Annotated in this window: 20 protein-coding genes; 6 read left to right on the top strand and 14 right to left on the bottom strand. The window is 66.1% G+C overall.

Annotation, left to right across the window (positions count from 1 at the left end; translation table 11 throughout):
- Positions 1-14: 14 nt before the first annotated feature.
- Both BJF92_RS14100 and BJF92_RS14095 read right to left on the bottom strand, forming a co-directional pair.
- The gene (locus tag BJF92_RS14100; protein ID WP_075635373.1) at positions 15-1190 is read right to left on the bottom strand and encodes an ABC transporter ATP-binding protein; all 1176 of its coding nucleotides are present in this window, start codon (positions 1188-1190) and stop codon (positions 15-17) included.
- Positions 1187-2035 (bottom strand): metallophosphoesterase family protein, encoded by an 849-nt coding sequence (locus tag BJF92_RS14095; protein WP_075635372.1) that lies wholly within the window; start codon positions 2033-2035, stop codon positions 1187-1189. Before BJF92_RS14095 ends, BJF92_RS14100 begins: the two co-directional genes overlap by 4 nt.
- 430 nt (positions 2036-2465) lie before the next feature.
- Between BJF92_RS14095 and BJF92_RS14090 the strand changes: the two genes are divergently transcribed.
- The gene (locus tag BJF92_RS14090; RefSeq protein WP_245294758.1) at positions 2466-4355 is read left to right on the top strand and encodes an ABC transporter ATP-binding protein/permease; all 1890 of its coding nucleotides are present in this window, start codon (positions 2466-2468) and stop codon (positions 4353-4355) included.
- Between the two features lie 89 nt (positions 4356-4444).
- Here BJF92_RS14090 and BJF92_RS14085 read toward each other — a convergent pair whose 3' ends face one another.
- The 10 genes from BJF92_RS14085 to BJF92_RS14040 form a co-directional block, all read right to left on the bottom strand.
- The gene (locus BJF92_RS14085; protein ID WP_075635370.1) at positions 4445-6379 is read right to left on the bottom strand and encodes a putative bifunctional diguanylate cyclase/phosphodiesterase; all 1935 of its coding nucleotides are present in this window, start codon (positions 6377-6379) and stop codon (positions 4445-4447) included.
- Positions 6376-6867 (bottom strand): putative pterin-binding protein, encoded by a 492-nt coding sequence (locus BJF92_RS14080; protein WP_075635369.1) that lies wholly within the window; start codon positions 6865-6867, stop codon positions 6376-6378. The genes BJF92_RS14085 and BJF92_RS14080 overlap by 4 nt, the downstream gene beginning before the upstream one ends.
- Positions 6868-7490: 623 nt before the next feature.
- On the bottom strand, positions 7491-9209 hold the full coding sequence (locus BJF92_RS14075) for a hydantoinase B/oxoprolinase family protein (protein WP_075635368.1): 1719 nt from the start codon (positions 9207-9209) through the stop codon (positions 7491-7493).
- Between the two features lie 3 nt (positions 9210-9212).
- On the bottom strand, positions 9213-11237 hold the full coding sequence (locus tag BJF92_RS14070; protein ID WP_075635367.1) for a hydantoinase/oxoprolinase family protein: 2025 nt from the start codon (positions 11235-11237) through the stop codon (positions 9213-9215).
- Between the two features lie 25 nt (positions 11238-11262).
- Positions 11263-12354 (bottom strand): Ldh family oxidoreductase, encoded by a 1092-nt coding sequence (locus BJF92_RS14065; protein WP_075635366.1) that lies wholly within the window; start codon positions 12352-12354, stop codon positions 11263-11265.
- 12 nt (positions 12355-12366) lie between these two features.
- Positions 12367-13197 carry an ABC transporter ATP-binding protein gene (locus BJF92_RS14060; protein ID WP_075635365.1) on the bottom strand — a complete coding sequence of 277 codons (831 nt, stop codon included), beginning with the start codon at positions 13195-13197 and terminating at the stop codon, positions 12367-12369.
- On the bottom strand, positions 13197-14087 hold the full coding sequence (locus tag BJF92_RS14055) for an ATP-binding cassette domain-containing protein (protein ID WP_075635364.1): 891 nt from the start codon (positions 14085-14087) through the stop codon (positions 13197-13199). The genes BJF92_RS14060 and BJF92_RS14055 overlap by 1 nt, the downstream gene beginning before the upstream one ends.
- Before the next feature lies 1 nt (position 14088).
- Complete coding sequence (locus BJF92_RS14050; protein WP_078058028.1) at positions 14089-14961, bottom strand: ABC transporter permease; 873 nt, start codon at positions 14959-14961, stop codon at positions 14089-14091.
- The gene (locus BJF92_RS14045; RefSeq protein ID WP_075635363.1) at positions 14961-15983 is read right to left on the bottom strand and encodes an ABC transporter permease; all 1023 of its coding nucleotides are present in this window, start codon (positions 15981-15983) and stop codon (positions 14961-14963) included. The genes BJF92_RS14050 and BJF92_RS14045 overlap by 1 nt, the downstream gene beginning before the upstream one ends.
- Positions 15984-16275: 292 nt before the next feature.
- Positions 16276-17877: an ABC transporter substrate-binding protein gene (locus tag BJF92_RS14040; protein WP_075635362.1), complete on the bottom strand. Its 1602-nt coding sequence runs from the start codon at positions 17875-17877 to the stop codon at positions 16276-16278.
- A gap of 358 nt (positions 17878-18235) precedes the next feature.
- Here BJF92_RS14040 and BJF92_RS14035 point away from each other — a divergent pair, with 358 nt between their 5' ends.
- Positions 18236-18883, top strand: a complete 648-nt coding sequence (locus tag BJF92_RS14035; protein WP_078058027.1) for a helix-turn-helix domain-containing protein — start codon at positions 18236-18238, stop codon at positions 18881-18883.
- A 143-nt stretch (positions 18884-19026) separates the two neighbouring features.
- Here the strand turns inward: BJF92_RS14035 and BJF92_RS14030 are convergent, their stop codons facing one another.
- Positions 19027-19692 (bottom strand): RBBP9/YdeN family alpha/beta hydrolase, encoded by a 666-nt coding sequence (locus tag BJF92_RS14030; protein ID WP_245294757.1) that lies wholly within the window; start codon positions 19690-19692, stop codon positions 19027-19029.
- 467 nt (positions 19693-20159) lie between these two features.
- Here BJF92_RS14030 and BJF92_RS14025 point away from each other — a divergent pair, with 467 nt between their 5' ends.
- Positions 20160-21938 (top strand): methyl-accepting chemotaxis protein, encoded by a 1779-nt coding sequence (locus BJF92_RS14025; protein WP_075635542.1) that lies wholly within the window; start codon positions 20160-20162, stop codon positions 21936-21938.
- Between the two features lie 199 nt (positions 21939-22137).
- Here the strand turns inward: BJF92_RS14025 and BJF92_RS14020 are convergent, their stop codons facing one another.
- Positions 22138-22809, bottom strand: coding sequence for a FadR/GntR family transcriptional regulator (locus tag BJF92_RS14020; RefSeq protein ID WP_075635361.1), 672 nt, complete (start codon positions 22807-22809; stop codon positions 22138-22140).
- 169 nt (positions 22810-22978) lie between these two features.
- Here BJF92_RS14020 and BJF92_RS14015 point away from each other — a divergent pair, with 169 nt between their 5' ends.
- From BJF92_RS14015 to BJF92_RS14005, 3 genes are all read left to right on the top strand, one after another.
- A complete protein-coding gene (locus BJF92_RS14015) occupies positions 22979-24520 on the top strand; it encodes a sugar ABC transporter ATP-binding protein (protein ID WP_075635360.1) in 1542 nt (513 codons plus the stop codon).
- A gap of 12 nt (positions 24521-24532) precedes the next feature.
- The gene (locus BJF92_RS14010) at positions 24533-25588 is read left to right on the top strand and encodes an ABC transporter permease (RefSeq protein ID WP_075635359.1); all 1056 of its coding nucleotides are present in this window, start codon (positions 24533-24535) and stop codon (positions 25586-25588) included.
- A 164-nt stretch (positions 25589-25752) separates the two neighbouring features.
- On the top strand, positions 25753-26694 hold the full coding sequence (locus BJF92_RS14005) for an ABC transporter substrate-binding protein (RefSeq protein ID WP_075635358.1): 942 nt from the start codon (positions 25753-25755) through the stop codon (positions 26692-26694).
- Positions 26695-26788: the final 94 nt, after the last annotated feature.

Below are 26788 nucleotides of genomic sequence, written 5' to 3'. Positions count from 1 at the left end.
GGGTGGAGGCGATGCTAGCCATGGGCATTCTCCCTCAGCTGCGCCAGAACCGGCATGGCATCGATGCGATGACCTGCCACGTCGAAAACCAGGAGATGGTCCGCCTCCGGCAGCAGGCCAACCGGCTGGCCGGTTGCAAGCCGGGCGGCCTCGGCCGGCGCCAGCTTGGCCAGCAGCGTCTCGCCCATGCCGTCGAGCCTTACGGAGACGATTACCTCGGAGCCGAGAAATTCCAGCCGTTCCACTTGCCCCGGCAGGCCGCCCGTCTCGACGCCCGTCTGGCGCGGCAGGACGCGCAGATGCTCCGGGCGGATGGCGAGCGTGACGGCCGTGCCGGCGCGAAGTGCGGCGGCGGGCGAGAGCGCGGCCGGGCCGAAGCGGACCATGCCCTCCTCGGTCACGCGGCTTGCCAGGCTGTTGATGCGCGGCTGGCCGATGAAGCGGGCCACCTCGATATGGCGCGGGTCGGCATAGATCTGTTGCGGCGGGGCGAGCTGCAAAAGGCGCCCGCCGATCATCACCGCCACCCGGTCGGCCATGGAGAGGGCTTCGGCCTGGTCATGGGTGACATAGAGCGTCGGCACGCCGGCGCGCCGGTGCAGATCGACGATCTCGGTGCGGGCATGGACGCGCAGATGCGCGTCAAGATTGGAGAGCGGCTCGTCCATCAGGAACAGGGCCGGCCGGCGCACCATGGCGCGGGCCAAGGCCACGCGCTGGCGCTGGCCGCCGGACATCTGCCCCGGCTTGCGGTCGATCAGATGCTCGATCATCAGCGACCGCGCCATTTCGCGCACCTTGGCCTGGATCTCCCTGCGGATCGCCTTCTGCCCAGGCGCCAGCGCGCCGATCAGCGGCAGGCGGCCGAGGCGGGAGAGCTGGCGCATGGCCAGCGGCACGGCAATGTTCTGCCCGGCGGTCAGATGCGGATAGAGCGCATAGGACTGGAACACCATGGCGACGTTGCGCTCGGCCGGCGCCAGCGCCGTCACCTCGCGCCCGGCGACTCTGACCGATCCGGTCGTCGCCTGCTCCAGGCCGGCGACGATGCGCAGCAGCGTGCTCTTGCCGCAGCCGGAAGGACCGACCAGAGCGATGAACTCGCCCTCATGCGCCTGCAGATCGATGCCTTTGAGGATGTCGTTGTCGGCGAAGGACTTGGTGATGCCGGAAAGGGTCAGCGTGCTCATGACGCGGCCTCCAGGGCCGGCGCTGCGGCGCGCGGATAGATCTCGTCGATCACGTCGTCGAACACATGGGCGACCATGCCGGGCACTTTGACGATCCGGCTTTCCAGCGCGGCACCCGAAAATTCATGCACCACCGCGCCGACGAGGCGCTCGCCCGGCATTTCGCGCTCGATCTTGTCGATGACGAAGGCGGCGGAAGGCCCCCAGGTCAGCGCCGTGCGCTGGTAGTGGCCCTGCCAGGCCCAGTGCAGATGGCCGGAGGCGAACAGGCCGACATCGTGCCGCTCCATCAGCGCCAGAAGGCGCGCGCGGGGCGCGGGGCGGATGCTCCAATAGCCGGTATCGCCTTCGTCAGGCGCATCCACGAACAGCGGCTTGTGGGTGAACAGCGCGATGCGGCGCGCCTGCCCGCCCGTGCCGGCGCCGGCCATGGCCGTGGCCAGCCAGTCCAGCTGCTCCTCTTCCGCCGCATCCCCCATGCCGAGCAGCAGGCTGTTGAAGCCGATCAGCCGCCAGCCGTCGATATCGTGAACGAAGCGGTCGGCGCCGACGAGGCCGTTCCAGCGGTCGAGCCGGCGCCGGTCGACCGGCTGCGGCGAGCCGGGCAGATGGCCGACATCGTGATTGCCTGGAAGGATCAGCATCGGTGCAGATGCCTGTCGCATCAGCGCCAGCGAGAAGGCGATATCCTCCTCCTGGTCCGCGCCGTCGATGGTCAGGTCGCCGGTGTGGATGATGAGGTCGGGCTTTTCCGTTTCAAGCCAGGCCAGGAGTGGCGCCCAGTTGCCGTTGAAATGCCGCTTGGTCGGGCTGAAATGGGTATCGGTAATCTGAATGAGTTTCATTGAGTCTCTTCTCCGGTCTGAAACCGGGCGCGCTCCGGCGCGCCGTTGCCGCCTCTCTAGGACGTGCGCATGTCAGCCCCGCAACAGCGCTTTCCACTGCCCTTCCAATCTCGTCATCAAATTGTCATGTGCCTTCACAAGACCGCGCCGCGTGCCCGTTGGTAGCGTTTGATCACCCGCGTCGGGTGTCTGCGCGAAAGGACAGGTTTCGGTTGCATCAATGGAGTAAAAATCGTTCTCCGGATGCCGTTCTCCCGCATCTTCATCAAGGATGCCGCCGCGCTCTTGTCCTTTGCGCCAGTCCTCTAGGTCATGCTGATAAGCCCGTTTCCTTCGGGCCTTGGCGGTTCGCGCGCATTTGTCCTGAAGGCCTCGCCGCCTTCGGGCCGGGGCCAAGCGTCGTCACAGCATGGTGTGCGCAGGAGAGACAATGACCCAAGCCGATGAGGGCGCCGCGATCGCCGGCAATGACCCGGCCTTGACGCCCGAACAGGCGGAGGAGGCCCGCAAGGCCTATCTGCTGAAGCGCTTCTGGACCAGCGCGCGGGGATATTGGTCGCGGCAGGGCGACCGGCTGGCCTGGCCCTGCTGCATCGGGCTTCTGGTGCTCATCGGCGCCAATGTCGCCTTCCAATATGGCATCAACGTGTGGAATCGCGGGCTGTTCGATGCGATCGAGCAGAAGAATGCCGGGCAGGTCTATTCGCTCGGCGCGCTGTTTCCGCCGCTGGTGCTGGGCAGCGTCCTGCTGGTCACCACCCAGGTCTTCGTGCGCATGCTGATCCAGCGGCGCTGGCGTTCCTGGCTGACCAAGGCGCTGATCGGCCGCTGGCTCGATCATGGTCGCTATTACCAGCTGAACCTGATCGACGGCGACCACAAGAATCCGGAGGCGCGTATCTCCGAGGACATGCGGATTGCCACGGAGGCGCCGGTCGATTTCGTCTCCGGCGTCATCTCCGCCTTCGTCTCGGCCTCCACCTTCATCGTCGTGCTGTGGACCATCGGCGGCGCGCTGACCCTGCCGATCGCCGGCGAAAGCATCACCATTCCCGGCTTCCTGGTGATCGCGGCCGTGCTCTATGCGGCGATCACCTCCACCTCGATCGCGGTGATCGGCCGCAATTTCGTGCGCGTCTCCGAGGCCAAGAACCAGGTGGAGGCGGAGTTCCGCTACACGCTCACCCGCGTGCGCGAGAATGGCGAGAGCATCGCGCTGCTCGGCGGCGAGGAGGAGGAGCGCAACGATCTTGACCGCACCTTTGCCGATGTGCGCAAGCAATGGCGCAAGCTGGCGCTGCAGCACATGCGCACCACCGTCGTCTCCCACGGCTCGATGCTGATCGCCCCCGTGGTGCCGGTGCTGCTCTGCGCGCCGAAATTCCTTGCCGGCAGCATGTCGCTCGGCGAAGTGATGCAGGCGGCCTCCGCCTTCACCATCGTGCAGGGTGCCTTCGGCTGGCTGGTCGACAACTATCCGCGCCTTGCCGACTGGAATGCCTGCGCCCGGCGCGTGGCCTCGCTGATGATGTCGCTGGACGGGCTGGAAAATGCCGAGAACAGCGACCAGCTCGGCCGCATCAAGCGCGGCGAGACCAACGATCAGATCATGCTCCGGCTGGAAGATCTGTCGGTTTCGCTCGGCGACGGTACGGCCGTGGTCAAGGAGACCGAAGTGGAAGTCGGCCCCGGCGAGCGCGTTCTGGTGGCGGGCGAATCCGGCTCCGGCAAGAGCACGCTGGTGCGCGCCATTGCCGGCCTCTGGCCCTGGGGCGGCGGGCGGGTGGATTTCCACGCCGACAAGAGCCTCTTCATGCTGCCGCAGAAGCCTTATATCCCCTCCGGCACGCTGCGCCGGGCGGTGGCCTATCCGCGCGGCGCCGACAGCTGGTCGCCCGAGGAGATCAGCAGCGCGCTCGACAAGGTCGGGCTGGGTCAGCTCAAGGAGAAGATCGAGGAAGAGGCGCCCTGGGATCACACGCTCTCGGGCGGTGAGAAGCAGCGCCTGGCCTTTGCCCGGCTGCTCCTGCACAATCCCGACATCATCGTGCTGGATGAGGCGACCTCGGCGCTCGACGACAAGACGCAGGACAAGATCATGGAGATGATGATCGCGGAACTGCCCGACGCCACCATCCTCAGCGTCGCCCACCGTGCCGAACTGGAGGCCTTCCACACCCGCAAGATCACGCTGGAGCGGCGCGAGGGCGGGGCCAAGCTGGTCAGCGACGTCGACCTCGGCCCCTACAGCCGCCGGCGCAACGTCCTCTCCAGACTGCTGACCCGCACCTCACGCCGCGCCGACAGTCGAACAAGCTGACGGAGTGGACGCTTCAAGGTGGGGCCCGTTCGATCCAGATCCACTTAATCGAAGCATGATCTGATCGCCCCCGTTTCACTCCGCTCGGATTACGCTCTGGATCCCGGCCCGGTCGCGGTGGTGGGGCGCTCGAAGGCGATGCCGAGCACGGTGGCGCCTTCCTGTCGCAGGCGATCGCGCGCCGCCTTGGGGCTAAGCGGCCGGTCGAAGAGATAGCCCTGTGCCAGCGCGCAGCGCGCGCTGCGCACCAGCGCCAGCTGTTCCGGCGTTTCCACGCCTTCGGACACGATCGTCAGCGCCATCTGCCGGCCGAGTTCGCCAATGGCGCGTACGATCTTGGCGTCGTCGCAGTTCTCGCCGTCGAGCTTGCGCAGGAAGGACTGATCGATCTTCAGCTTGTCGAAGGGGAAGCGCTGGAGATAGCTCAGCGAGGCATAGCCGGTTCCGAAATCGTCGAGCGCGATGCTGCAGCCCATGGCCTGGAGTTCGTGCAGAACCGACAGGGCGGCGGCGTCATTGTCGATCAGCGTGCTCTCGGTGATCTCCACCACCATGCGTTCGCAGGCGATGCCATGGGTGGCGGCGGCCTTGGCGACGCAGGCGATCAGCGCGTTATCCGTCAGCTGGCGCGCCGAGACGTTGAAGGAAATAAAAAGGTCGCTCGGCCAGGAAGCGGCTTCGCGGCAGGCCTGGTCGATCACCCAGGCGCCGATGGCGACGATCTGGCCGCTCAGCTCCGCAAGGTCGATGAATTCCGACGGCGGGATCGTGCCGAGCTCTGGATGGCGCCAGCGCAGCAGCGCCTCGAAGCCGCGCGTCTTTCCGGTCGTCGTATCGACGATGGGCTGGAACAGCAGAAACAGCTCGTCATGGACGATCGCGAGCCGCAGCGCGTTCATCAGCTTCTTGCGGCGCAGCAGCTCGTCGCGCATGGAGGGCGTGAACACCCGGAAATGCCCGCGGCCATCGGCCTTGGCGCGGTAAAGCGCGATGTCGGCATTGTTGAGCATCACCGCGCGGGTGAGGGCATCATTGCCCATGCACAGGCCGAGCGTGGCGCCGATCATCACGTCGCGCCCATCGACCACCATGCTCTCCTTCAACGAAGCCAGAATCCTCTCCGCCGTCGCGCAGCTGCGCGCCTGCGCGTCCGCGCCCGCATAGAGCAGGGCGAATTCATCGCCGCCGAGGCGCGCAATGGCCGTTGCGTCCGGCGCCGAGGCCTTCAGCCTGACGGCCAGCTCGGCCAGCACCATGTCGCCCGCCTCATGGCCCATGGTGTCGTTCAGCTCCTTGAAATGATCGACATCCACCAGAATGACGGCGATCATCTCGTCCTTCACCTGCGAGACCTTTTCGTTGAAGCCGAGGCGGTTCAGCAGGCCCGTCAACCCGTCGAGACGGGCGAAATGGTCGAGAAGGCGGTTCTGGTTGAGCACGAAGGTGACGAGAACGGCCCCGAACAGGACAAGCGCCACGATGACGCTGCACAGGCTGGCGAAGATATATTTCAGATGCGTCTGATTGTCCTGCACCACGTCGCCGCCGGTCGAATGGGCGCGTGCGGCCATGCGCACGGAGGGCGGCACCAGCGGACTCATGAGCCGAAGGATTGTCAGAGCGGCCTCCGGCCTGGGATCGCGCGCGAATTCATCGCCGATTTCGGCCAGAAGCCCGCGCAGACCGTCGAGAAAGGCCACACGCTCGGCATCCTTGAGATCCTCGCGCGCCTCGATGGTGGTGACGCGGCTCCTGAAGATGTCGAGCCGCAGCGCAATCGCCTTGCCATCGCCGGAGATCACGAAGTCCTGCACCGCCGACTGCAGGCGCAGCAGTTCGACGGCGGTCTGAGACAGGTCAAAGGCGTCGTTGTAGCGCGACGCCGTCATGATCCGTTCCTGATACTGGACGGCGAGCAGCGAGCAGAGCACGGCGGAGACGGCGAGCGCCGCGGTGATCGTCACCAGAACGACCCGCAGCCGCTTGAATCTCCCTGGCAGCTCGCTCGACGCGCGTGTGATCATTGGCTGATATCGATCTCGGCCAGCTGCCAGACCGCGCGGCTGAGGTAGAACTGGTGATGCAGCTCGGGATTGGCATCGAAGTCGAAGATCACGAAGACCGGCCCCTTGTCGCTGACCGGCAGCGGCACGCCATTTTGCCGCGTGGCCAGCAGCGCGCCGCCCCGGATCAGCGAAGCCACATCCGCATCGACCACATAGTCGTTCAGCGCGACGAAGCGGATCTTCTCCGGCGAGACCTTGGCCGCATCGAGATAGGCCTTCAGCGTCACGCCGGAAAATTCGACGACGCCCTTGTGCCAGGGAGTTGTGGTGCGAAAGCTCTGCTGTGGCAGGGCGTCCATTTCGGCGAGTGTCTGCGCGGCGATGCGCGTGCCCTTTTCGTCGCGCAGGGTGAGGATCGTCTCATCCGCGCGTGCCGATGCGGCACCCAGAGCCGGGATGCCGAGGCTGGCCGCGAGGCCGAATAGAAATGCTCTGCGAACCACCATATGCTGTCCTTCCTCACCCAAGGCCCGGCGGGGTCTATCGCCCGCTTCTCCCGTCGCCGGCATGGAGAAGCCGGACGATCGGCAAGGGTCCCGCGCGGTCAGTGCATGGCATTCTGTCGCGCGGATATCCGCCCCATCCTGCCAACGGCGCGCGCCCATGGCCGCTCTCAAAAAGCGACGTAAACACGCATCAATTAATACAAGATGAAGCGTTATTTCAAGGAGTGGGGAGGTTGCTTGCCGTAAGCATGGTTCGGCGTGCAGACTTCACGAGTTTCTTCGCCGGTGACGCGTATAATTCAGGGTGAGAAAATATTGTCCGCCCCGGACCCGCGACGTCAGCCGGCGCATGGCAACAGCCTGCGTGGCAAAGCGCTGAGCCCGGAGGGCAAGCGCGCAGCGAAGACCCACCGCACTGCGGCCATATCCAAGCCGCACCACGATTTTCAGATTCGCTTACCATGTTGCTTTAAATCTTTGTTTTGTCGCATCTCTGGCAAAACAGGGTCTCCCTTTTTTCGCCTGATCTCATCCAGGGCCGGCGACGGGCGCGCCGCCGGCAGGATGGTCGCGATCGTCGAACCGGAGCCTGTCCGGTCTGACCTCTTTTTGGAAGATCGGGATCAGAAAGCCTGTGGATAATGCTTGCGGGCAAAGCTTTGTGAAATATAGCCGGCCTTGAGATCCTTCTCGACTGCCTCTTTCGGGCGCGCGGCCGGATCGCCAAAGCCGCCGCCGCCGCCGGTGGAAAGCTCCACCACCGCATCCTTCGGCACCAGGAAGCGCGTGGTCTTCGGCACGGAAACCTTGCGGCCATCGGCAAAGCGCACCGCCGCGCCGTTCGGCCGTCCGCCACCACCACCGCCAAGGCCCCAGGGCTCGTTTTTGGTGCGCTCCACCGCCGTGGTGATGAAGGTGTCCTCGGTCATGCGGAAGTGGAAGTCGATGCCGGGGCCGCCGCGCCACTGGCCGGGGCCGCAGCTGTCCTGCGCCAGCGCCATGCGATCGACGATCCAGGGGTTCTTGGCCTCCCAGACCTCCACGGGCGAGAAGCGCGTGGCGGATTCGGAGATGTGCAGCATGGTGCCGCCATCGCCGCCGTCCCAGGCGCCCTGGCCGGTCGGGTGCGGGGAGCCGTCTGCCCAGGGTTCGCCCGTGGCCGCGCGCGTGCCCCAATAGACCACGGAGCAGATGCAGCCGCCGCTCTGCGCCGGCACGGCCTTGGGCAACGCCTTGGCGATGGCGTTGTAGATCACCTCGATCGCCTGCAGCGCCGGCCAGCCATAGAGGAAGCAGGGGGCCGGCGGCAGCGGATGGAACATGGTGCCCGGGCGGGTGACTACCTCCACCGCGCGGAAATGCCCTTCATGCGGCGCCTCGCCATAGCCGGCGAGCATGCTGATGGCCACGCGGCTTGCCGAAATCGTCGAGGGCACCGGGCAATTGACCGGGCCTCCTTGCGTCTCCGGCACGTTGGAGAAGTCGAGCGTCACATCAGAGCCCTTGATCTCCACCACCACTTCAAACGGGATCCTGTCCTCGGTAATGCCGTTGCTGTCCATCTCGCCATGGCCGACATAGCGGCCATCGGGAATGGTCTCGAAATAGGAGCGCACCACCTTCTCGCCGTGGTCGAACATGGCCTCCACGGCGTTGCGGTATTCTTCGCGGCCGAAGCGCTTGACCACATCGAGGAAGCTTGCTGCGCCGACGCGGCAGCCGACCACCTGGGCGTTCAGATCGCCAGCGACGAATTTCGGCACGCGGCTGTTGGCCAGCACCATGCGGTAGATGTCGTCATTGAGCTCGCCACGCTTGTAGATCTTCACGCCGGGATAGATCGTGCCTTCCTGGAAGACGTCGACCGTATCGGTGCAATAGGGGTCCTTGCCGGCGATATCGAGCCAATGGCCCTTGATCGCGGTGTAGCCGATCAGTTCGCCATCCTCGAGATAGACGGGATTGACCACCGCCAGATCCTGCGGATGCGAGCCGGTCCCATAGGGCCAGTTGTACATGATCATGTCGCCGGGGAAGAGGTTGTCCACCCCGCCGACATTCTTCACCGCTTCCTCGACGCAGAAGTTCAGCGTGCCCATGAACATCGGGAGGCTGGGGGCCTGGGCGAGCAGGCGCATCTGCGGATCGTAGATCGCCACGGCGAAATCGAGCACTTCGTAGATGACGGGCGAGAAGGCGGTGCGCACCAGCGCCCGCTTCATCTGGTTGGCCGCCGAGTTCAGCGCATGGCGCACGACTTCCGTGGTGATCGGGTCGGCCTCGGCCGCGTTGCCGGAGCGCGCCACGCCGGCGCGGTGGGTGACGGGGGTGCGGTCGATCATGGGTCAGGCCTCCGAACGGGTCAGCACGAGCTCGCCATGGGCGCCGGTCGCGGCGGTCCATTCGGCATCGAGATAGAGGGTGGTGGTGCTTTCGGTGATGATCGCCGGGCCTTTCAGCGGCGCGGCGATCGTGGCGCGCGGCACGACGCGGAAGGGCAGGCGGGTCTTGCGCTCGAAGGAATAGGCGGGGATCGTCTCTTCCTCCGCGCCCTCCTCTGCCGCCGGCCTGGTGCTCTGGCCGCGGCGCGGCAGCGGGGCGCGCAGGGTGGCGCGCACGGAGACGATCTCGATCGCCTCGCTCATGACGCCGCCGAAGGCGCGGCGATATTCGGCCTCGAAGCTTTCCGCGATCTCTTCAGCCGTGGCGGCGATCGCCTCGCCCGACAGCGGCACCTCGACAGACAGCCAATGTTCCTGGCCCTTGTAGCGCAGGTCCAGCCGGGCGCTCAGCACGGTTTCCCGCGCGCCATGCTCGCCCCGGCCGGCAATGTCGGCAAAGAGCGCGGCCAGAAGCGCATTGGCGCTGGCGACCGCTTCTTCGCCGAGGTCCATGATGCGGGTGCGCGCGGCCGATTGCACCATGTCGGCGCCGAGCAGCCCCCAGGCGGAGAAGTTGCCGGCGAGCGGCGGCACGACGATCTGCGTCATCTTCAGCTCGTCGGCCAGCAGCGTGGCCATCAGCGGGCCCGCGCCGCCGAAGGGCAGAAGCACCATGCGGCGCGGATCCAGCCCCTGTTCCACCGAGACCTCGCGCATCGCGTTCGCCATCGAGGAGGCGGCGATGCGCAGGATGCCGGTCGCGGTCGCTTCCACCTCCTGCCCGATGGCGGCTGCGACAGGCGCGATCGCCGCTTCGGCTTTGGCGAAATCGAGCGTGATGCCGGAGGCGAGCCGGCCTGGGCCGAGCATGCCGAGGAAGGCTGCGGCGTCCGTCATCGCCGGTTCGGTTCCGCCCTTGCCGTAGCAGGCGGGACCCGGGGCCGCGCCCGCCGAGCGCGGGCCGACGCGCATGAGGCCGCCGACATCGATATGGGCGATGGAGCCGCCGCCCGAGCCGATGGAGCGCACGTCGACCCAGGGCGTCTGGATCGGCATGTTGTCGATCGTGCCCTCATAGAGAACCTGCGGTTCGCCATTGAGGATCAGCGCCGCGTCGAAGGAGGTGCCGCCGACATCGGCGGTGATCAGCGCCTCGATGCCCAGCATCTTCGCCACTTCGCTCGCGCCTTGCGCGCCGGCCACGGGGCCGGACATGATCGTCTCGAAGGGGCGCTCCTCGGCTTCCGTGAAGGTCATGGAGCCGGAGCCCGAGCGGGTGATGAGCGAGGTGCCCTTGAAACCGAGTTCGCGCAGGCGCGCATCCAGACGCTTGAGATAGTTGGACATGCGGGCGCGCACGAAGGCGTCGATCACGGTCGTCGAGGTGCGCTCATATTCGCGGTACTCGCCGGAGATCTTGTGCGACAGCGAGATGCCGCCGGTAAAGCCGCCTTCGCGCAGCAGCGCTTCCACGCGCAGCTCATGCGCGGGATTGGCATAGGCATTGATCAGGCAGATGGCGATGGTGTCGACGCGCTCGTCCATCAGGGCTTTCAGCGCCGGCGCGACGCTCGCCTCGTCCAGGGGGCGGAACACCGTGCCGTCGGCGCGCACGCGCTCGCCCACTTCCAGCCGCAGATGGCGCGCCACCAGCGGCTCCGGCTGTTTCCAGAACAGATTGTACATCTCCGCCCGGTCTCCCCGGCGGATTTCCAAGACATCGCGGAAGCCTTCGGTGGTGATCAGGCCGACCTTGGCGCCGCGCCGCTCCAGAAGCGCGTTGAGGCCGACGGTGGTGCCGTGCAGGAAGAACTCCGCTTTCTCGATCACCGCGCGCGGCACATGGCCGCTGACGGCGGCCACCACGCCTTCTTCCGGGGCATGGGGAACGGTGGGCACCTTGCCCTCCACGGTCTCGCCGGTCTCGTCGTCGTAATAGACGAGATCGGTGAAGGTGCCGCCGATATCGACGCCGATGCGTGTCGCCATGAGCTTCAGCTCCTGCTTTCGTTGTTCAAATTGTTGCTGTGGCCGCGTTTGCCTCGGCGCCGGCCTGGAGTGGGACCTCGAAGAGGGGCTCGGCCGGCGACCGCCCGGCCATGCGCTGCAGGTCACGCAGAAGTGCGCCGTCCACGGGAATGCCGTCCCGGGCGGATGCGCGGCGCAGCGCGTAGCGCCGGTCTCCCGGCAGGCGCGGCTGGCCCGCGTCGATCACTCGGTCGAGAAGCGTTTCCACCCGGGCGGCAAAGCCGCCGGATGTGCCGCGCTCGGGATCGATCAGGATCAGGATCTGGCCGGTCACAGGCGTTTCCGCGCCGGGGTGCTTCGACCAGTCGACCTCGAAGGAGAAATTGCCGCCGGTCAGCGCCGCCGAGAGGATCTCGATCATCAGCGCGATCGCCGCGCCCTTGTGCCCGCCAAAGGGCAGCAGCGCGCCCCCATTAAGGATCGCGGCAGGGTCACCGGTCGGCTGGCCCTCGCGGTCGATGCCGGAGCCGGGCGCCAGCATGCGGCCCTCGCGCGCGGCAATCCGCACATCGCCATTGGCCAAGGCGCTCGCCGCCTGGTCGAAGACCAGGGGATCGTCGCCCGCGCGCGGCGCGGCGAAGGCGATCGGGTTGGTGCCGTAAACAGGCTTGCGGCCGCCGACTGGCGCCACGCAAGCGAAGCTGTTGACCATGGACAGCGCCACCAGCCCCCGCCGCGCGAAAGGCTCGACATCGGGCCAGAGCGCGCCGAAATGGTGGGAGCGGCGGATGGCGATCAGCGCCACGCCATTTTCGGCAAGCTTTTCCAGGAGCAGCGGCGTGCCGGCGGCGAGCGCAGGCTGGGTAAAGCCGTTGCAGGCATCCACGCGCACGAAGCCGGGCGCCACATCCTCCACCTCAGGCACCGCGCGGCCATCAACCCAGCCGCTCTTCAGCGAGCCGAGATAGCCGGGAATGCGAAACAGGCCGTGGCTGAGCGAGCCATCCCGCTCGGCGCCCGCGCAGTTCTGCGCGAGCGTCCGGGCGACGCTGTCGGAGGTGCCGGCGCGGGTGAAGACCGCCTGCAGGAGATCGACCAGCGCGTCATAGGCGATGAAGGAAGGGGTGTTCTGGGGCATGATGGAATGTCCTTAGGCGCCGGGTCCGGCTGCCGGCATGGGCGCGCCGGCGCGGATGGCATCGCGCAGGCGCGCCTCCTCTTCCGTGACCACGGGCACGGCGCCGATCAGCTGGCGGGTGTAATCGGCCTGCGGTGCTGCGAAGAGCGCCTCGACCGGCCCGCTTTCCACCAGCCGGCCGCGCTGGAAGACGCTGACCGTGGTGGCGATGGCCCGCACCACGGCGAGATCATGGGTGATGAACAGATAGGTCAGCCCATGCTCGACCCTGAGCCGTTCGAGAAGCTTGAGCACGCGGGCCTGCACCAGCACGTCGAGCGCCGAGGTCGGCTCGTCCAGCACGATCAGTTCGGGCTCGCAGGCCAGCGCCCGGGCGATCGCCACGCGCTGGCGCTGGCCGCCGGAGAGGCCGCGCGGCGAACGCTGCGCATAGTCCGGCTCCAGCCCCACTTCCTGCAAAAGCTCGGCCACGCGGGCCGCCCGGCCCGATGAGGTGCCGATCTCGTGCACGTCGAGCGGCAGGCGCACGCTGGCGCCGATGGTGCGCCGTGGATTGAGCGCGGAGAGCGGGTTCTGCTGCACCAGCTGGATGGCGCGGCGGTGGCCCTTGCCGCGGTCTCCCGGCAGCGCCACACTGTTGAAGCGCATCTCGCCGGCCGTGGGCGCCATCAGCCCGAGCACGAGATTGGCCAGCGTGGTCTTGCCCGAGCCGGATTCGCCGACAATGGCATGGCAGCCGCCGCGCGCGAAGGTGAGCGAGACATCCGACAGGGCCACGACGCGGTTGCCATCCGCCTCGAAGGTCTTGCCGAGGCCGTTCAGTTCGAGGATCGGTTCGGACATCACACCACCTCCGCCGGCTCGCCGCAGCCTTCATGCACGATGAGCGGGCGTTCGAAATCGGGGCTGCGCTCCGGCAGGTCTGGCAGGCCGCCGCCGGAGATCTTCGGGATCGCCGACAGCAGCGCCTGGGTATAGGGGTGGCGCGGCGCGGCGAAGAGCTGCTTCGTGGTGGCGTGCTCCACCATCCGTCCGCGATAGATGACATAGACGCGGTCGGCGAATTCGCGGACGACGCCGAGATTGTGCGAGATGAGCAGCACCGCCGTGCCGCGTGTGGCAGCCAGATCGCCCATCAGCTTCAGCGTCTGCGCCTGCACGGTCACATCCAGCGCCGTGCCCGGCTCGTCGGCGATCAGGAGTTCCGGCCGGTTGGCGAGCGCCATGGCGATCATCACCCGCTGGTTCATGCCGCCCGAGAGCTGGAAGGCGTAGGAATCCAGGGCGCGGGCGGGATCGGGAATGCTGACCTCGGCCAGCGCCGCCTCCGCCCGCCGGTCGGCCTCGGCATCGGACAGGCGCGGTTCGGCCGAGCGCAGCACCTCGCGGAACTGGCCGCGGATCTTGAAGGTCGGGTTCAGCGCCGAAGTCGGATCCTGGAAGATCATGGCGACGCGGTTGCCCCGCCGGCGGGCGATCTCCGGCCCGCCCTTCACCGCCTCGATCCCGTCGAAGCGGATCGAGCCGGTGGCATGGGTGGCGCGGGACTCCTGCAGGAGGCCCATGGCGAGCCGCGCGGTCACCGACTTGCCGGAGCCGGATTCGCCGACGAGCGCCACCTTCTCGCCCGCGCCGACATGCAGCGAGATGCCATGGAGAACATTGCTCTTGCGGCCCCAGCGGCCGAAGGCGAGGTGAAGGTCGCGGATGGTCAGAACGGGTTCACGCGTCATCTCAGCTCTCCGCCTCGAAGGCTTCGCGCAGGCCGTCGCCGACGAGATTGAAGCCGAGCACCACGATGAGGATGGCGATGGCCGGCCAGACCGACAGCCACCAGGCATCGGGCATGTATTTCGCCCCTTCCGCCACCATCGAGCCGAGATCGGGCGTGGGCGGCTGCACGCCGAGGCCCAGGAAGGAGAGCGAGGAGGCCATGAGGATGACGAAGCCGATATCGAGCGTCATCTTGGTCAGGATCGAGGGCCAGCAATTTGGCAGGATCTCGCGGAAGAGAATGTGCGCGGTGGAGGCGCCGACGGTCTCGGCCGCCAGAACATAGCCTTCCTGCGCCTCCGCGCGGGTGACGTTGTAGATCAGCCGCGCATACCAGGGCCACCACATGGCCGTGATCGCCAGCATGCCGTTCATAAGCGTGGGTTGCAGGAAGCCCATGATCGCCATGGCCAGCACCAGGGGCGGCACGGCCAGGAAGATGTCGGTGATGCGCATCAGCGCATAGTCGATCCAGCCGCCCTTGTAGCCCGCCACCAGCCCGACGACGACACCGACGGGGGTGGCGATCGACAGCACCACCACGGCCATGATCAGCGAGAGCTGGTAGCCATAGACGATGCGGGTGAAGAGGTCGCGGCCCATCGTGTCGGTGCCGAGCCGGTAGGTCTCGTCCGGCGGCATGTTCATCGCGGCGAAATCACCGATCGGGCCGACATGCTCGGGATAGGGCGTCAGCCAGTCGGCGAAGACCGAGAGGAGGACGATGACCGTGACGATGGCCAGCCCCAGCACGGAGAGTGGATTGCCGAAGAAGGCGGCCAGCGCCTTGGAACGCGGCTTGTTGCCGCCGGCGGGAGCGGAGGGCGCGGCCATCAGCTTTTCCTCTGGGACAGGCGGATGCGGGGATTGATGATCGAGACCAGCACGTCGACCAGGATGTTCATGATCAGGAAGGCGGCGGCGATGATCAGCACCGTGCCGACGATGGCGTCCAGATCCTTGCGGATAATCACCTCCACGCCGTAGCGCGAGATGCCGGGCCAGCCGAACACCTTCTCCACCAGAAAGGCATTGCCGAGCATGGCCGCGCATTCCAGGCCGAGGATCGTCAGCGTGGGGATGAAAGCCGGACGGAAGGCATAGCGCGTGGCGATGCGCCAGGGGCGGAAACCATAGGCAGACGCCATCTCCACATAGGGCTTGGCATAGACCTCGATCATGTTGGAGCGCGTGAGGCGCGCGGTCTGGCCGATGCCGGCGAGCGCCAGCGCGGTTGCCGGCAGGATAAGGTGGTGCAGGGCATCGCCGAAGGCCGACAGATTGCCCGATAGCAGCGTGTCGATCAGATAGAAGCCGGTCACCGTGGGCGGAACCGGCGTGCTTTCCAGAAGCCGGCCCTCGATCGGGAAGATCGGATAGAAATAGCCGAAGACCAGCTGCAGGATGACGCCCCAGACGAAGGCGGGCGTGCAGATGCCCAGGAGCGCGATCAGCCGTCCCAGATGATCGGGAAACCGCCCGCGAAAATGGGCCGAGAGCGCGCCCAGCGGCAGGCCGACCACCACCATGATGATGACGGAGACCAGCACCAGCTCCAGCGTGGCCGGCAGGAACTGGGCGATGTCGGTGGTCACCGGCCGGTTGGTGTAGAGCGAGCGGCCGAGATCGCCGCGCGACAGCGCCTTGACGAACTCCCAGTACTGCACCGGCAGGGCGGCATCGAGATGACGCTCGGCGCGCAAGGTGGCCACCTGTTCCTCGGTCGCATTCGGCCCTAGCGCGATGCGGGCGGGGTCGCCCGGCATGACCCGGGCAATGGCGAAAATCAGCATGGAAATGCCGATCAGCGCGATCAGGGCCGCACCGATGCGGGGCAGGGTGAATTTCCAGTTCATGCGCGTCTTCCCCGGCTCCGGGCGCTCGCCCGGCTTCTTGCCGGTGCGCGCCTTGTCGTTTCAGGGGCATGCCCGGACTGCGGGCAGGCGGGGTGATGGGATGGCGGATCGTCGGGCAAAGGGCCGGACCGGCAGGGCGCGGGCAGCAGGCGTATGCGCGCGCGGTCGATGCCGCCGGCCGGGCGGCCCTAAGGCACGTCGCGATCTCTTGGAACAGCTTTCCGCGCCCGCCAAGTGCCCGGCCGAGGCGAGCCACCGTCCCGGCGCAGGACCTGCGCCGGGAGGCGCGGGCTTATTCGGCCACGCTGATGTCGCGGAAGACCAGGTTGAAGTTGTCGAGCGTCTGCTTCGACTTGTCTTCCAGCTTCGGCACGGTGATCGCACTGCGCACCGTATAGACCCCGGTGAACTCATAGGCGTTGATCGCCGGCGCAAGATCCCGCAGCGTCTTGTTGAGCTCCTTGTAGATCACGTCGCGCTTGGCCGGGTCGGTCTCCGTGCGGCCGGCTTCCAGCAGCGCATCCACCTTGTCGTCCTTCAGGTGCTCGGCCGACATCCAGGTCGGCGGGACCTTGGAGGAATACATGTTGTAGAGCAGCGAGTCGGGGTCGGGCGTGACGGCGGCGACCGCGATTTCCACGGCATGCGGCGCGGTGGCCGGCTTGGTCACCTGGTCGGAGACCAGCGCCCAAGGCGTCTTGATGACCTTGACCGGGAAACCGAGCTTGGAGAAGCTCGACTGCATCAACAGCGCCACGCGCTCGCGTGCCGGCACTTCGGCGATCCAGGCAATGTCGATCGGGCTGGTCTTGGGATCATATTTGCACTTGGCCAGCTCTTCCTTGGCCTTGGCCATGTCCTGCTTGTAGTCGGGCAGGTCCTTGTCATAGCCCGTCAGGCCGCTCGGCAGCGGGCCCTTCATGGCGATGCCCTGGGCATATTTGTCGTTGATCTTGAGGATCTTCAGCGTCGTCGCATAGTCGAAGGCATAGGTCAGCGCCAGGCGGCAATGCACGTCGTCCAGCGGCGCGCGGGCGGTGTTGAGCTTGATATATTCGCCCGTGGCGCCGCCGGCCTCGGTCACCAACTTGATGCCCTTTTCGGCCGAGGCGGCGCGGATGACTTCCGGCGGCAGCCAGAGATCGGCGATGTCATGCTCGCCGCGTGACATCAGCGCGCGCACGGTCGGCGCCTCGATGCCGTAGCGATAGCGCACGCGATCCGGCGCCTTCTCGGCAAAGGGCAGGAAATAGCCTGCAAATTTCACCATCACCGTTTCGGATTGCGGGTTCTGGCTGTCCACCTTGTAGGCGCCGGAGCCGGCATCATGGGCGGAGAGGAAGGCTTCGCCGTAATCGCCGAATTCGCCGTGCTTGCCATCCGCCTTGTTCTGCATCACCAGCTTTGAATCGACGATCGGCAGGCGCACCAGGGCCGCCAGGAACGGCGCATAGGGTTCGCTCAGCGTGAACTTGACCGTCAGCGGATCGACCGCCTCCGCCTTGGCGACGCGGCCGGCGAACAGGCTGGAAAAGCCCTGGCCCATGGCCACCATGCGGTTGAGCGAGAAGACGACGTCGTCGGCCGTCAGCGCGTTGCCGGAGTGGAACTTGACCCCGTCGCGCAGCTTGAACGTATAGCTCGTGCCGTCGATGCTCCATTCGGTCGCCAGCAGCGGCTCGACGCCGGGGCCGCCGGCCTTGGGATAGACCAGCGTGTCATAGATGTTGGTGGCGAGCACGGTATCGGCATAATCGGTGGCCTTGGCCGGATCGATCTCGCCGATCGGGGCCTCGTCCAGCCGGAGCACGCGCTCGGCATGGGCGGCGGCACCCAGAAGGAAAGGCTGCGCCAACAGCATGGCCGAAGCCATGAAACCTGCCTTGATGTTCATCGGAACCCCTCTTGATTGGAAGCCGTCTTGTCGCGGCCCGACCCGTCCCCGCTTGGGATCGACGACGGTGTCGCAGGGAGACTTCCCCTAATGGCCTTTACAGTCAAGAAAAATATTTCCTATACGACGAAAACTTGCCGAAGCAAAAGGACAGGAATAAGCTCCGCTGTGTCAGCACCCGACGCATCGCTGAAGATAGGGGTTGTATGTTGCCGGATATTGCCCGTATTCCAAAAGGATTCCCCCTGTTGTGGCGGCGGGGACGCCGCAGGCGACGCGGTTCCGCAGGGATCCAGGCGCCTGAGGTCGAACTGTTGCAGCGCCCTGTCACGGGGTCGTATTTCCTAAAGGAAAGATCATGTCCGCATCCGGAAAGCCGGCCAAGAAATCCGCCACCATCGACATGCCGCCTCCGCCCGCCGGCGAACCGATTGCCGCGATCCTGCGCCGGCTGCGCCGTTCGGCCGGGCTGACGCTGCAGGAACTGGCCGATCGCTGCAGCCTCGCCTCCTCGACCCTCTCCAAGATCGAGAACGGCCAGATGTCGCCGACCTATGACACGATCCTGCGCGTGGCCCAGGGCCTGCGCATCGATGTGGCGGACCTCTTCACCGGCGCGGCCTCGCATGATGTCGGCGGACGGCGCACGGTCACGCGCGCCGGCCAGGGAATCGTGCGCAGCACCGAGCAATATTCCTATGAAATGCTGGCCGCGGAGCTCTCCGGCAAGCAGTTCATTCCGCTGTTGACGACGGTGACGGCCGGCACGCTTTCGGATTTTCCGAGCCTGGTGCGGCACAATGGCGAGGAGTTCTTCTATGTGCTCTCGGGCCAGGTGGTCCTCCACACCGAGCATTATGCGCCGACGGTGCTGAATGCGGGCGACAGCTGCTACTTCGACAGCACCATGGGTCACGCGCTGGTCTCGGCCTCGGAGGCGAGCGCGCAGATCCTCTGGATCTGTTCGCGCGTCGGCGCGCCGCTGACGGAAACCGGGCTCGCCTGATTGGCGCGATCGGACCGAAGGAGACAGACCGACATTTCGGACTTCTGAAAAGACCCATGAAACAGCGCGAAGCCAAAGCGCGCCGCGAACACTTGGATTCGCTTGCTGTGCTTCAAGAGCAGGTGTCCATGATCGGCGCCTGTTTAGTCCCGCCCTAATGGCGCGGCAGCGCTCCAGGACGCGATGTTTGCCCGTGGCGGCAGGTGGCGACGGGCCTGGTTCTGCGTCTGCGCGCCGCGCAGCCGGTCGAGCAGGGCATAGCCGCCCGGCCAGCGGCCATAGCCGCTGTCAATGTTGATGTGGCCGGCCTTCCCGAGCACGACCAAGCCGCTGCCCCAGCCATCCGCCGTCTCCTGCAGCCGGTCCGCCGACATATAGGGATCATCGAGACTGCCCACGACGAGCGAGGGAAAGGGCAAGGCGCGTGCGGGCATGGCGCCGAAATCGATCGCGCCGGGATGTCGCTCTTCTGCCACCGCCAGATCGCAGGGTGCGACCAGGAGCGCGCCGGACACCTTTGCCGCCAGCGGCCGCTCGGCGAGCGCCGCGGCCAGGAGGCAGCCGAGGCTGTGCGCCACCAGCCAGACCTCGCCGGCCGCCGCGATCGCACCTTCCAGGCGTGACAGCCAGGCGTCGCGCTGCGGGTGGTCCCAATCCGCCTGCTCCACCACGCGGCTTGCCGGCCGGTCGCGCGCCCACTGGCGTTGCCAGTGCTCGGGCGCAGAGCCGAACAGGCCGGGAAGGATCAGGGTCTCGGATGAGAGCGGACACAGGGGCGTGGCAGAAGGTGACATGGCAGAGAGCGACATGGCAGGCGTTCCGGAGCTGTGGTCGACCGGCCGATGATGCCAGCGGCCCCGCCCGGTGCACAGGGACGCTGCGCCATTGCCTAGTCATTTTGTAGATTATTTTGCTCCGTCGGACGGCGCCGGGAAAAGGCCGTGCGCGTATATGCGCCCGAACTCTCCGTTCACAGGTTTTACGACCCTGCCTCGACCGGCCGCAGGCGCGCGATTTCCTCGATGCTATATAAGTGAACTTCAAATAATCGCAGAAATATCAATAAACTGGTCAATTTCCGGGGCGCGCTTTCACCCGTCCTTAAACCCTTGGCTTACATAAAGTGACCAGGGCTGACGATCGGCATTGGTGGGAAATGCGGCGGCAGTCATCGTTCAAGAAGATGCTTTTGATCGTCCGCTGCTGCGGCGCTTGCGCGTCTTGATTCCGGGAGGTCTCCTTGCGCAGTCTCTTCTCCTCCGGCGCCGATCACATGATGGCGGCGCTCGACTTGTCGATGGCGATCATCGAGTTCGATGCCGATGGCACCATCCTCAAGGCCAACGCCAATTTCTGTTCCCTGATGGGCTATACGCCGGCCGAGATCGTCGGCCAGCATCACAGGATGTTTCTGGACCCGTCCTATGCGGCCTCCCCCGCCTATGCCGAATTCTGGGCCAAGCTGCGCGGCGGCCAGTTCGACTGCGACCAGTTCCGGCGCATCGGCAAGGGCGGGCGCGAGATCTATATTCGCGGCAACTACAATCCCATCAAAGGTGCCGGCGGCAAGGTCGTCAAGATCGTCAAGGTCGCCAATGACGTGACCGCTGCCACCCTGACGGCGATCGACAGCCGCGCCAGCGTTGCGGCGATCAGCCGGGCGCAGGCGGTCATCGAATTCGCTCTCGACGGCACGGTTGTCGATATCAACGACAACTTCCTGAAGACCATGGGCTACGAGCGATCCGAGGTCGTCGGGCGCCATCACCGCATGTTCCTCGAACCGTCTTATGCCGCCTCGGAGGATTACAAGCAGTTCTGGGCGAAGCTGATGGCGGGCGAGTACATCGCCTCCGAATTCAGGCGGATCGGCAAGGGCGGGCGCACGGTTCATATCCAGGCCTCCTACAATCCCGTGTTCGACCCCGAGGGCCGGATCGTCAAGGTGGTGAAATTCGCCACGGATGTCAGCTGCCGGGTCAACAATGTCGAGCGGCTGAGCGCCTCTCTGCACGAGCTGGCCGCTGGCGATCTCAACGGGCGGATCGACACGGCCTTCATCCCCGAGCTGGAAAAGCTGCGCACGGACTTCAACGCGGCCAGCGAGCGCCTGAAGGCCGCGATGCTGACCGTTGCCGACAATGCGCAGGTCATCTCCGGCAACTCGAACGAGATCCGCCATTCGGCCGACGATCTTGCCCGCCGTACCGAGCAGCAGGCGGCCTCCGTCGAGGAAACGGCGGCGGCGCTGGAAGAGATCACCACGGTGGTCGCCGATTCCAGCCGGCGGGCCGAAGGGGCCGGCACGCTGGTGGCGCGCACCACGGCGCATGCCGAACGCTCCGGCGAGACGGTGCGCGAGGCGATCGACGCCATGGACCAGATCGAAACCTCCGCGCGCGAGATTTCCAACATCATCGGCGTCATCGACCAGATCGCCTTCCAGACCAATCTGCTGGCGCTCAATGCCGGCGTGGAAGCCGCACGCGCAGGCGAGGCCGGCAAGGGATTTGCCGTGGTGGCGCAGGAGGTGCGCGAACTCGCTCAGCGCTCGGCCACGGCCGCCAAGGAAATCAAGGCGCTGATCTCGGCATCGAGCGCGCATGTGGCCAATGGCGTGGCGCTGGTCAGCAAGGCGGGCCTGGCGCTGCAGGAGATTTCCGGCTCGGTCGGCGAGATTCGCGGCGATGTAGATGCGATCGTCAAGGCGATGCGGGAGCAGAGCCTTGCGCTTGGAAACATCAACCAGTCGGTCAACACGGTCGATCAGAGCACGCAGAAGAATGCGGCCATGGTCGAGGAGCAGACGGCCGCAAGCCACAGCCTGGCGCAGCAGGCCGAGGCGCTCTTTGCCCTACTCGCGCAGTTCCGCCTGGGTGAGGCTGCGCCTGCCGCGGCCCCGGCCCAACCTGCGCCACGCGCGCCGGCGCCTGTGCGCATGGCGGCAACCGCCGCGTCGGTCAAGGCGCGCCCCGCGCCGATGCGCGCCGCCGCGCCGCGCCGCGCGGCCGCAAGTGCCGCAGCCGTTGCGCAGGACAATTGGGAAGAGTTCTGACGCTCACAGTCTGTCCCATAATCGCCGTTGGCCACCTGCAAATGGCAATGTCTGCGCTTCCGGTGCTCAGCGCTCCGGTTCTCGAAATCACCATTTTCGTCACACCAACAGCAAGTCTTGAACAGACTGTCAGGCCGCCGGCATGACAGGATGCCCACGGAAGCGGTCGACCAAAAGGCGGCCGACCGGACGCCCACTCTCAGCTTTCCAGCCAGCGCCGCCCGGAGGCGGTGAGATGGGCGTGCATGGCCGCCTGCGCGCCGAGCGGATTGCGGGCATCCAGGCAGGCCAGGATCGCCTCATGCTCGTTCAGCGCCGCGCGCCAGGTCTCCGGCGTTTCGAAGCGGCCGCGCATGCGGTCCGACATCGGGCTGTGGCGCTCGTCGAACAGCTGGGCCACCACGGCGCCCAGCACCGCATTGCCGGCGCAATCGGCAATGGCCAGGTGAAATTGCCGGTCCTGCTCCATCGGCTTGCGCCCCTCGTCGATCTCGCGGCGCATCGCGACCAGAATATCCGTGAGCCCGGACAAAGCCTCCGGCGTGACGGCGGCGGCCGCCTGGACGATCACCGCCCCCTCGATCACCGCGCGCGCCTGCATCAGCTCCATCGGGCTTTCGCCGAGCGACCGGTTGGCCGGCAGCGGCCGGGAAGGGCTGGTCGCATAGATACCCGAACCCATGCGGATCTCGATCGACCCGTCGATTTCCAGCGCGATCAGCGCCTCGCGCAGCGAGGGCCGCGAAACGCCGAGCTGCTGCGCCAGTTCGCGCTCGGCCGGCAGCCGCGCGCCCGGCGGATATTGCCCATTCTGCATGAGCTGGCGCACCTGATCGGCGATTTGCTGGTAGAGGCGGCGGGTGTCGGTCATCTGGTCAGGCCAATATGAAATGAGGTCGTTTCTTTAGGGCATTAATCCCGAAAATATCTGCCTAAGCAAGATAATCTTAAAAATTGGCTTGACCAAAACGCGGGCCTCGCTTTAGGAAGAGGCATGCGACGGTCTTGGAGGGCCGTGCGCCGCCAGGGAGGACATCGTCATGGGAAGACTGCCGCTTGCCGTTGGCGAGCCTGAGCCCGCGCGTCTGCTGCTGAGCCTTGAGGGCGTCGCCAAGGAGTTCCCGGGCGTCAAGGCCTTGCAGGGCGTCAGCTTCGATCTGCGCGCCGGCGAGGTGCATGCGGTCTGCGGCGAGAACGGCGCGGGCAAGTCCACCCTGATGAAGATCATCAGCGGCGTCTATCAGCGCGATGCCGGCGAGATCGTCTACAAGGGTCAGACCGTGCATTTCACCTCGACGCTCCAGTCCGAGGCGGCCGGCATCGCCATCATCCACCAGGAGCTGAACCTGGTGCCGCATCTCAGCGTGGCGGAAAACATCTATCTGGCGCGCGAGCCGCGCCGGGGCTTCCTGATCGACCGCCGCAAGCTCTTTGCCGACGCCAAGCGCTGTCTCGACCGGCTCGGTGTCGATATCGACCCGCATGCCCAAGTGCGCACGCTGTCCGTTGCCCAGTGCCAAATGGTCGAGATCGCCAAGGCGCTGTCGCTCGATGCCTCCGTGCTGATCATGGACGAGCCGACCTCCTCGCTGACCGAGCAGGAAGCGCAGCTGCTCTTCCGCGTGATCCGGGATCTCAAGGCCGCAGGCACCGGCATCGTCTATATCTCCCACCGGCTGGACGAGATGGCCGAGATCGTCGACCGCGTCACGATCCTGCGCGACGGGCGTTATATCTCGACCGACGATTTTTCCGCCATCACCGTCGATACCATCGTCGCCCGCATGGTCGGCCGCCCGCTGGAAGAGAAGTTTCCCGCGCCGACGCGCCAGCCGACCCGCGACGTGCTCTTCTCCGTCTCCGGCCTCACGCGCCACGGCGTGTTTTCCGACATCAGCTTCGAGATCCGCCGCGGCGAGATCCTCGGCTTTGCCGGGCTGATGGGGGCAGGTCGCACCGAGGTGGCGCGCGCCATCTTCGGCGCCGATCCATTCGATGCCGGCACCATCACGCTCGACGGGCGGACGCTGTCCATTTCCGATCCCCGCTCGGCGATCGAGGCGGGCATCGCCTATCTCTCGGAAGACCGCAAGGGCCAGGGCCTGGCGGTGAAGATGCCTGTTGATGCCAATCTGATGATGGCCAATATGGAAGCCGTGGCCAGCGGCGCCGGCGTGATCGACCGCGAGCGCCACCGCGCCGCCAGCCAGCGCTATGTCGATCTGCTCAGCATCAAGACGCCGTCGCTCGGCCAGCCCGTGCGGCTTCTGTCGGGCGGCAACCAGCAGAAGATCATCATCGGCAAATGGCTGTTTCGCGAGCCCAAGATCATGTTCTTCGACGAGCCGACGCGCGGCATCGATGTCGGCGCGAAATTCGCGATCTACCAGATCATGGACGAACTGGCCGCGCGCGGCATCGGCATCGTGCTGATCAGCTCGGAACTGCCCGAGATCCTCGGCCTGTCGGACCGCGTCGCCGTGTTCCACGAGGGCCGCATCACCGCCACGCTTTCCACGCGCGAGACATCGCAGGAAGACATCATGCTTTACGCCTCCGGCCGCAGCCGGCACGGCGAATAAGGACGACAGATCATGGCAGACATTACCAGCGGCAAGCCGCAAGAGCCGATCCAGAGCCGCCAGACCCCGCCCGGACGGGGCCTGAGCGACCGGCAGAAGGACATCATCCAGAAATTCGCCGCGCTCGGCAGTCTCGTCATTCTCGCGGCCGTCTTCGCCACCACCTCCAGCGCCTTCCTCACCGTCAACAACGGCATGACCATCGCGCTGCAGGTCACCTCCATCGCGCTGCTCGGCATCGGCGCGACCTATGTCATCATCACCGGCGGCATCGATCTGTCGGTCGGCTCCGTGCTGGCTCTGGCCGGCGTGGTCGCGGCGCTGGCGGTGCGCGATCTCGGCACGCCGATCTGGCTCGGCATGCTGATCGGCATTCTCACCGGCTCGGCCTGCGGCCTGATCAATGCCTTCGTCATCACGAGGCTGAAGCTGCCGCCCTTCATCGCCACCCTCGGCATGATGTTGATCGCCCGCGGCGTGGCGCTGCAGATCACGGGCGCGCGCGCCGTCTCCGGCCTCGGCGAAGCCTTCGGCGTGCTCGGCAACGGTTCGCTCTTCCGCATCGAATCGATCGACGACCAGGGCTTTCCGGTGGTCAGCTTCCCCGGCATTCCCTATCCGGTCGTGCTGATGATCGTCATCGCCATTGCCGCCGGCTTCCTTTTGAACCGCACGGTGCTCGGCCGGCACATCTATGCCATCGGCTCCAATGCCGATGCCGCCCGGCTCTCCGGCGTCAATGTCACCCGCGTCACCGCCTTCACCTATCTCGTCTCCGGGACCCTGGCGGGGCTCACCGGCTGCGTGCTGATGTCGCGCCTCGTCACCGCCCAGCCCAACGAAGGCGTGGCCTATGAACTCGATGCCATCGCCTCGGCGGTCATCGGCGGCACCTCGCTCATCGGCGGCGTGGGCACGATTTCCGGCACCTTCATCGGCGCCTTCGTCATAGGCATCCTGCGCAATGGTCTGAACATGAACGGCGTCTCCGCCTTCATCCAGCAGATCATCATCGGCCTCGTCATCCTGGTCACCGTCTGGATCGACCAGATCCGCAACCGCCGCTGACAGCATGCGTCATGCTCGGGCTTGACCCGAGCATCCACACAGCCCCGGCAGCTTTTTCAGGAAGCCGGGAGCATGCCTGGAAAACAGGTTTCACGATACGGGAAGGGGAGGAGCCTTCCCCCGCATGGGGCCCCGGCAGGGTCCCGGTCAATGAGGAGGAAATCATGCGTAAACTCGTTCTCGCGCTCGCCGCTTCGGTCGCCGCCCTGTCCGGCGCATCCAGCGCTTCGGCCGGCGAAATCGCCGTCATCGTCAAGACGGTGAACTCCACTTTCTGGCAGAACGTGCAGAAGGGCGCCGACGCGGCCATCGCCAAGGCCAAGGGTCACACCATGACCTTCCAGGGTCCGGCCTCGGAATCCGCCATCGCCGATCAGGTGAACATGGTCGAAAATGCCGTCAACCGGAAGGTCGACGCCATCCTGCTCGCCCCGTCGGATCCGGATGCGCTGGTGCCGGCTGTCAAGCGCGCCTGGGAAGCCCGTATCCCCGTCGTCATCATCGACTCCATGCTCGCCAAGGATGCGGACAAGTATTACCAGGCCTTCCTGGCCACCGACAACAAGAAGGCCGGCGAGCTGGCCGCCAAGGCGATGATCGACAAGGTCGGCACCGAAGGCAAGATCGCCGTCATGTCCTACGTCGCCGGCGCCGGCTCGGAAATCGGCCGCGTGGGTGGCTTCACCGACTATATCAAGGCGCATTCCAAGCTGACGATCGTCGGGCCCTATTACTCGCAGTCGCAGATGGCCACCGCGCTGAACCAGACGACCGACGTTCTGGCCGCCAATTCCGATCTCAAGGGCATTTTCGGCGCCAATGAGCCGACTGCCATCGGCATGGGCCGCGCCATCAAGCAGGCCGGCAAGGCTGGCAAGATCGTGGCCATCGGCTTCGACGGCAACCAGGACCTGCAGGAATTCGTGAAGGATGGCACGCTGGAAGCCACCATCGTTCAGGGCTCCTACCAGATGGGCGAAAAGGGCGTCGACACGCTCGTCAAGCTGCTCGGCAAGGAAAAGGTCGAGAAGTTCATCGACACCGGTGTCGTCGTCGTCACCAAGTCGAACATCGACAAGCCGGAAGCCAAGAACGTTCTCTACTGAGCCTGATCTCGGAGGCGCGCGGGGCCGACCCCGCGCGCCTTCTCATGACCTTGAGCGTCGCCGGCGGACGGAAGTCCCGGCCGAGGCGCTCGAT

This window comes from Xaviernesmea rhizosphaerae, assembly GCF_001938945.1.
Taxonomy (GTDB): domain Bacteria; phylum Pseudomonadota; class Alphaproteobacteria; order Rhizobiales; family Rhizobiaceae; genus Xaviernesmea; species Xaviernesmea rhizosphaerae.
Note: the sequence above shows the minus strand (reverse complement) of the source record. Positions and strands in the feature narration are given on the sequence as shown.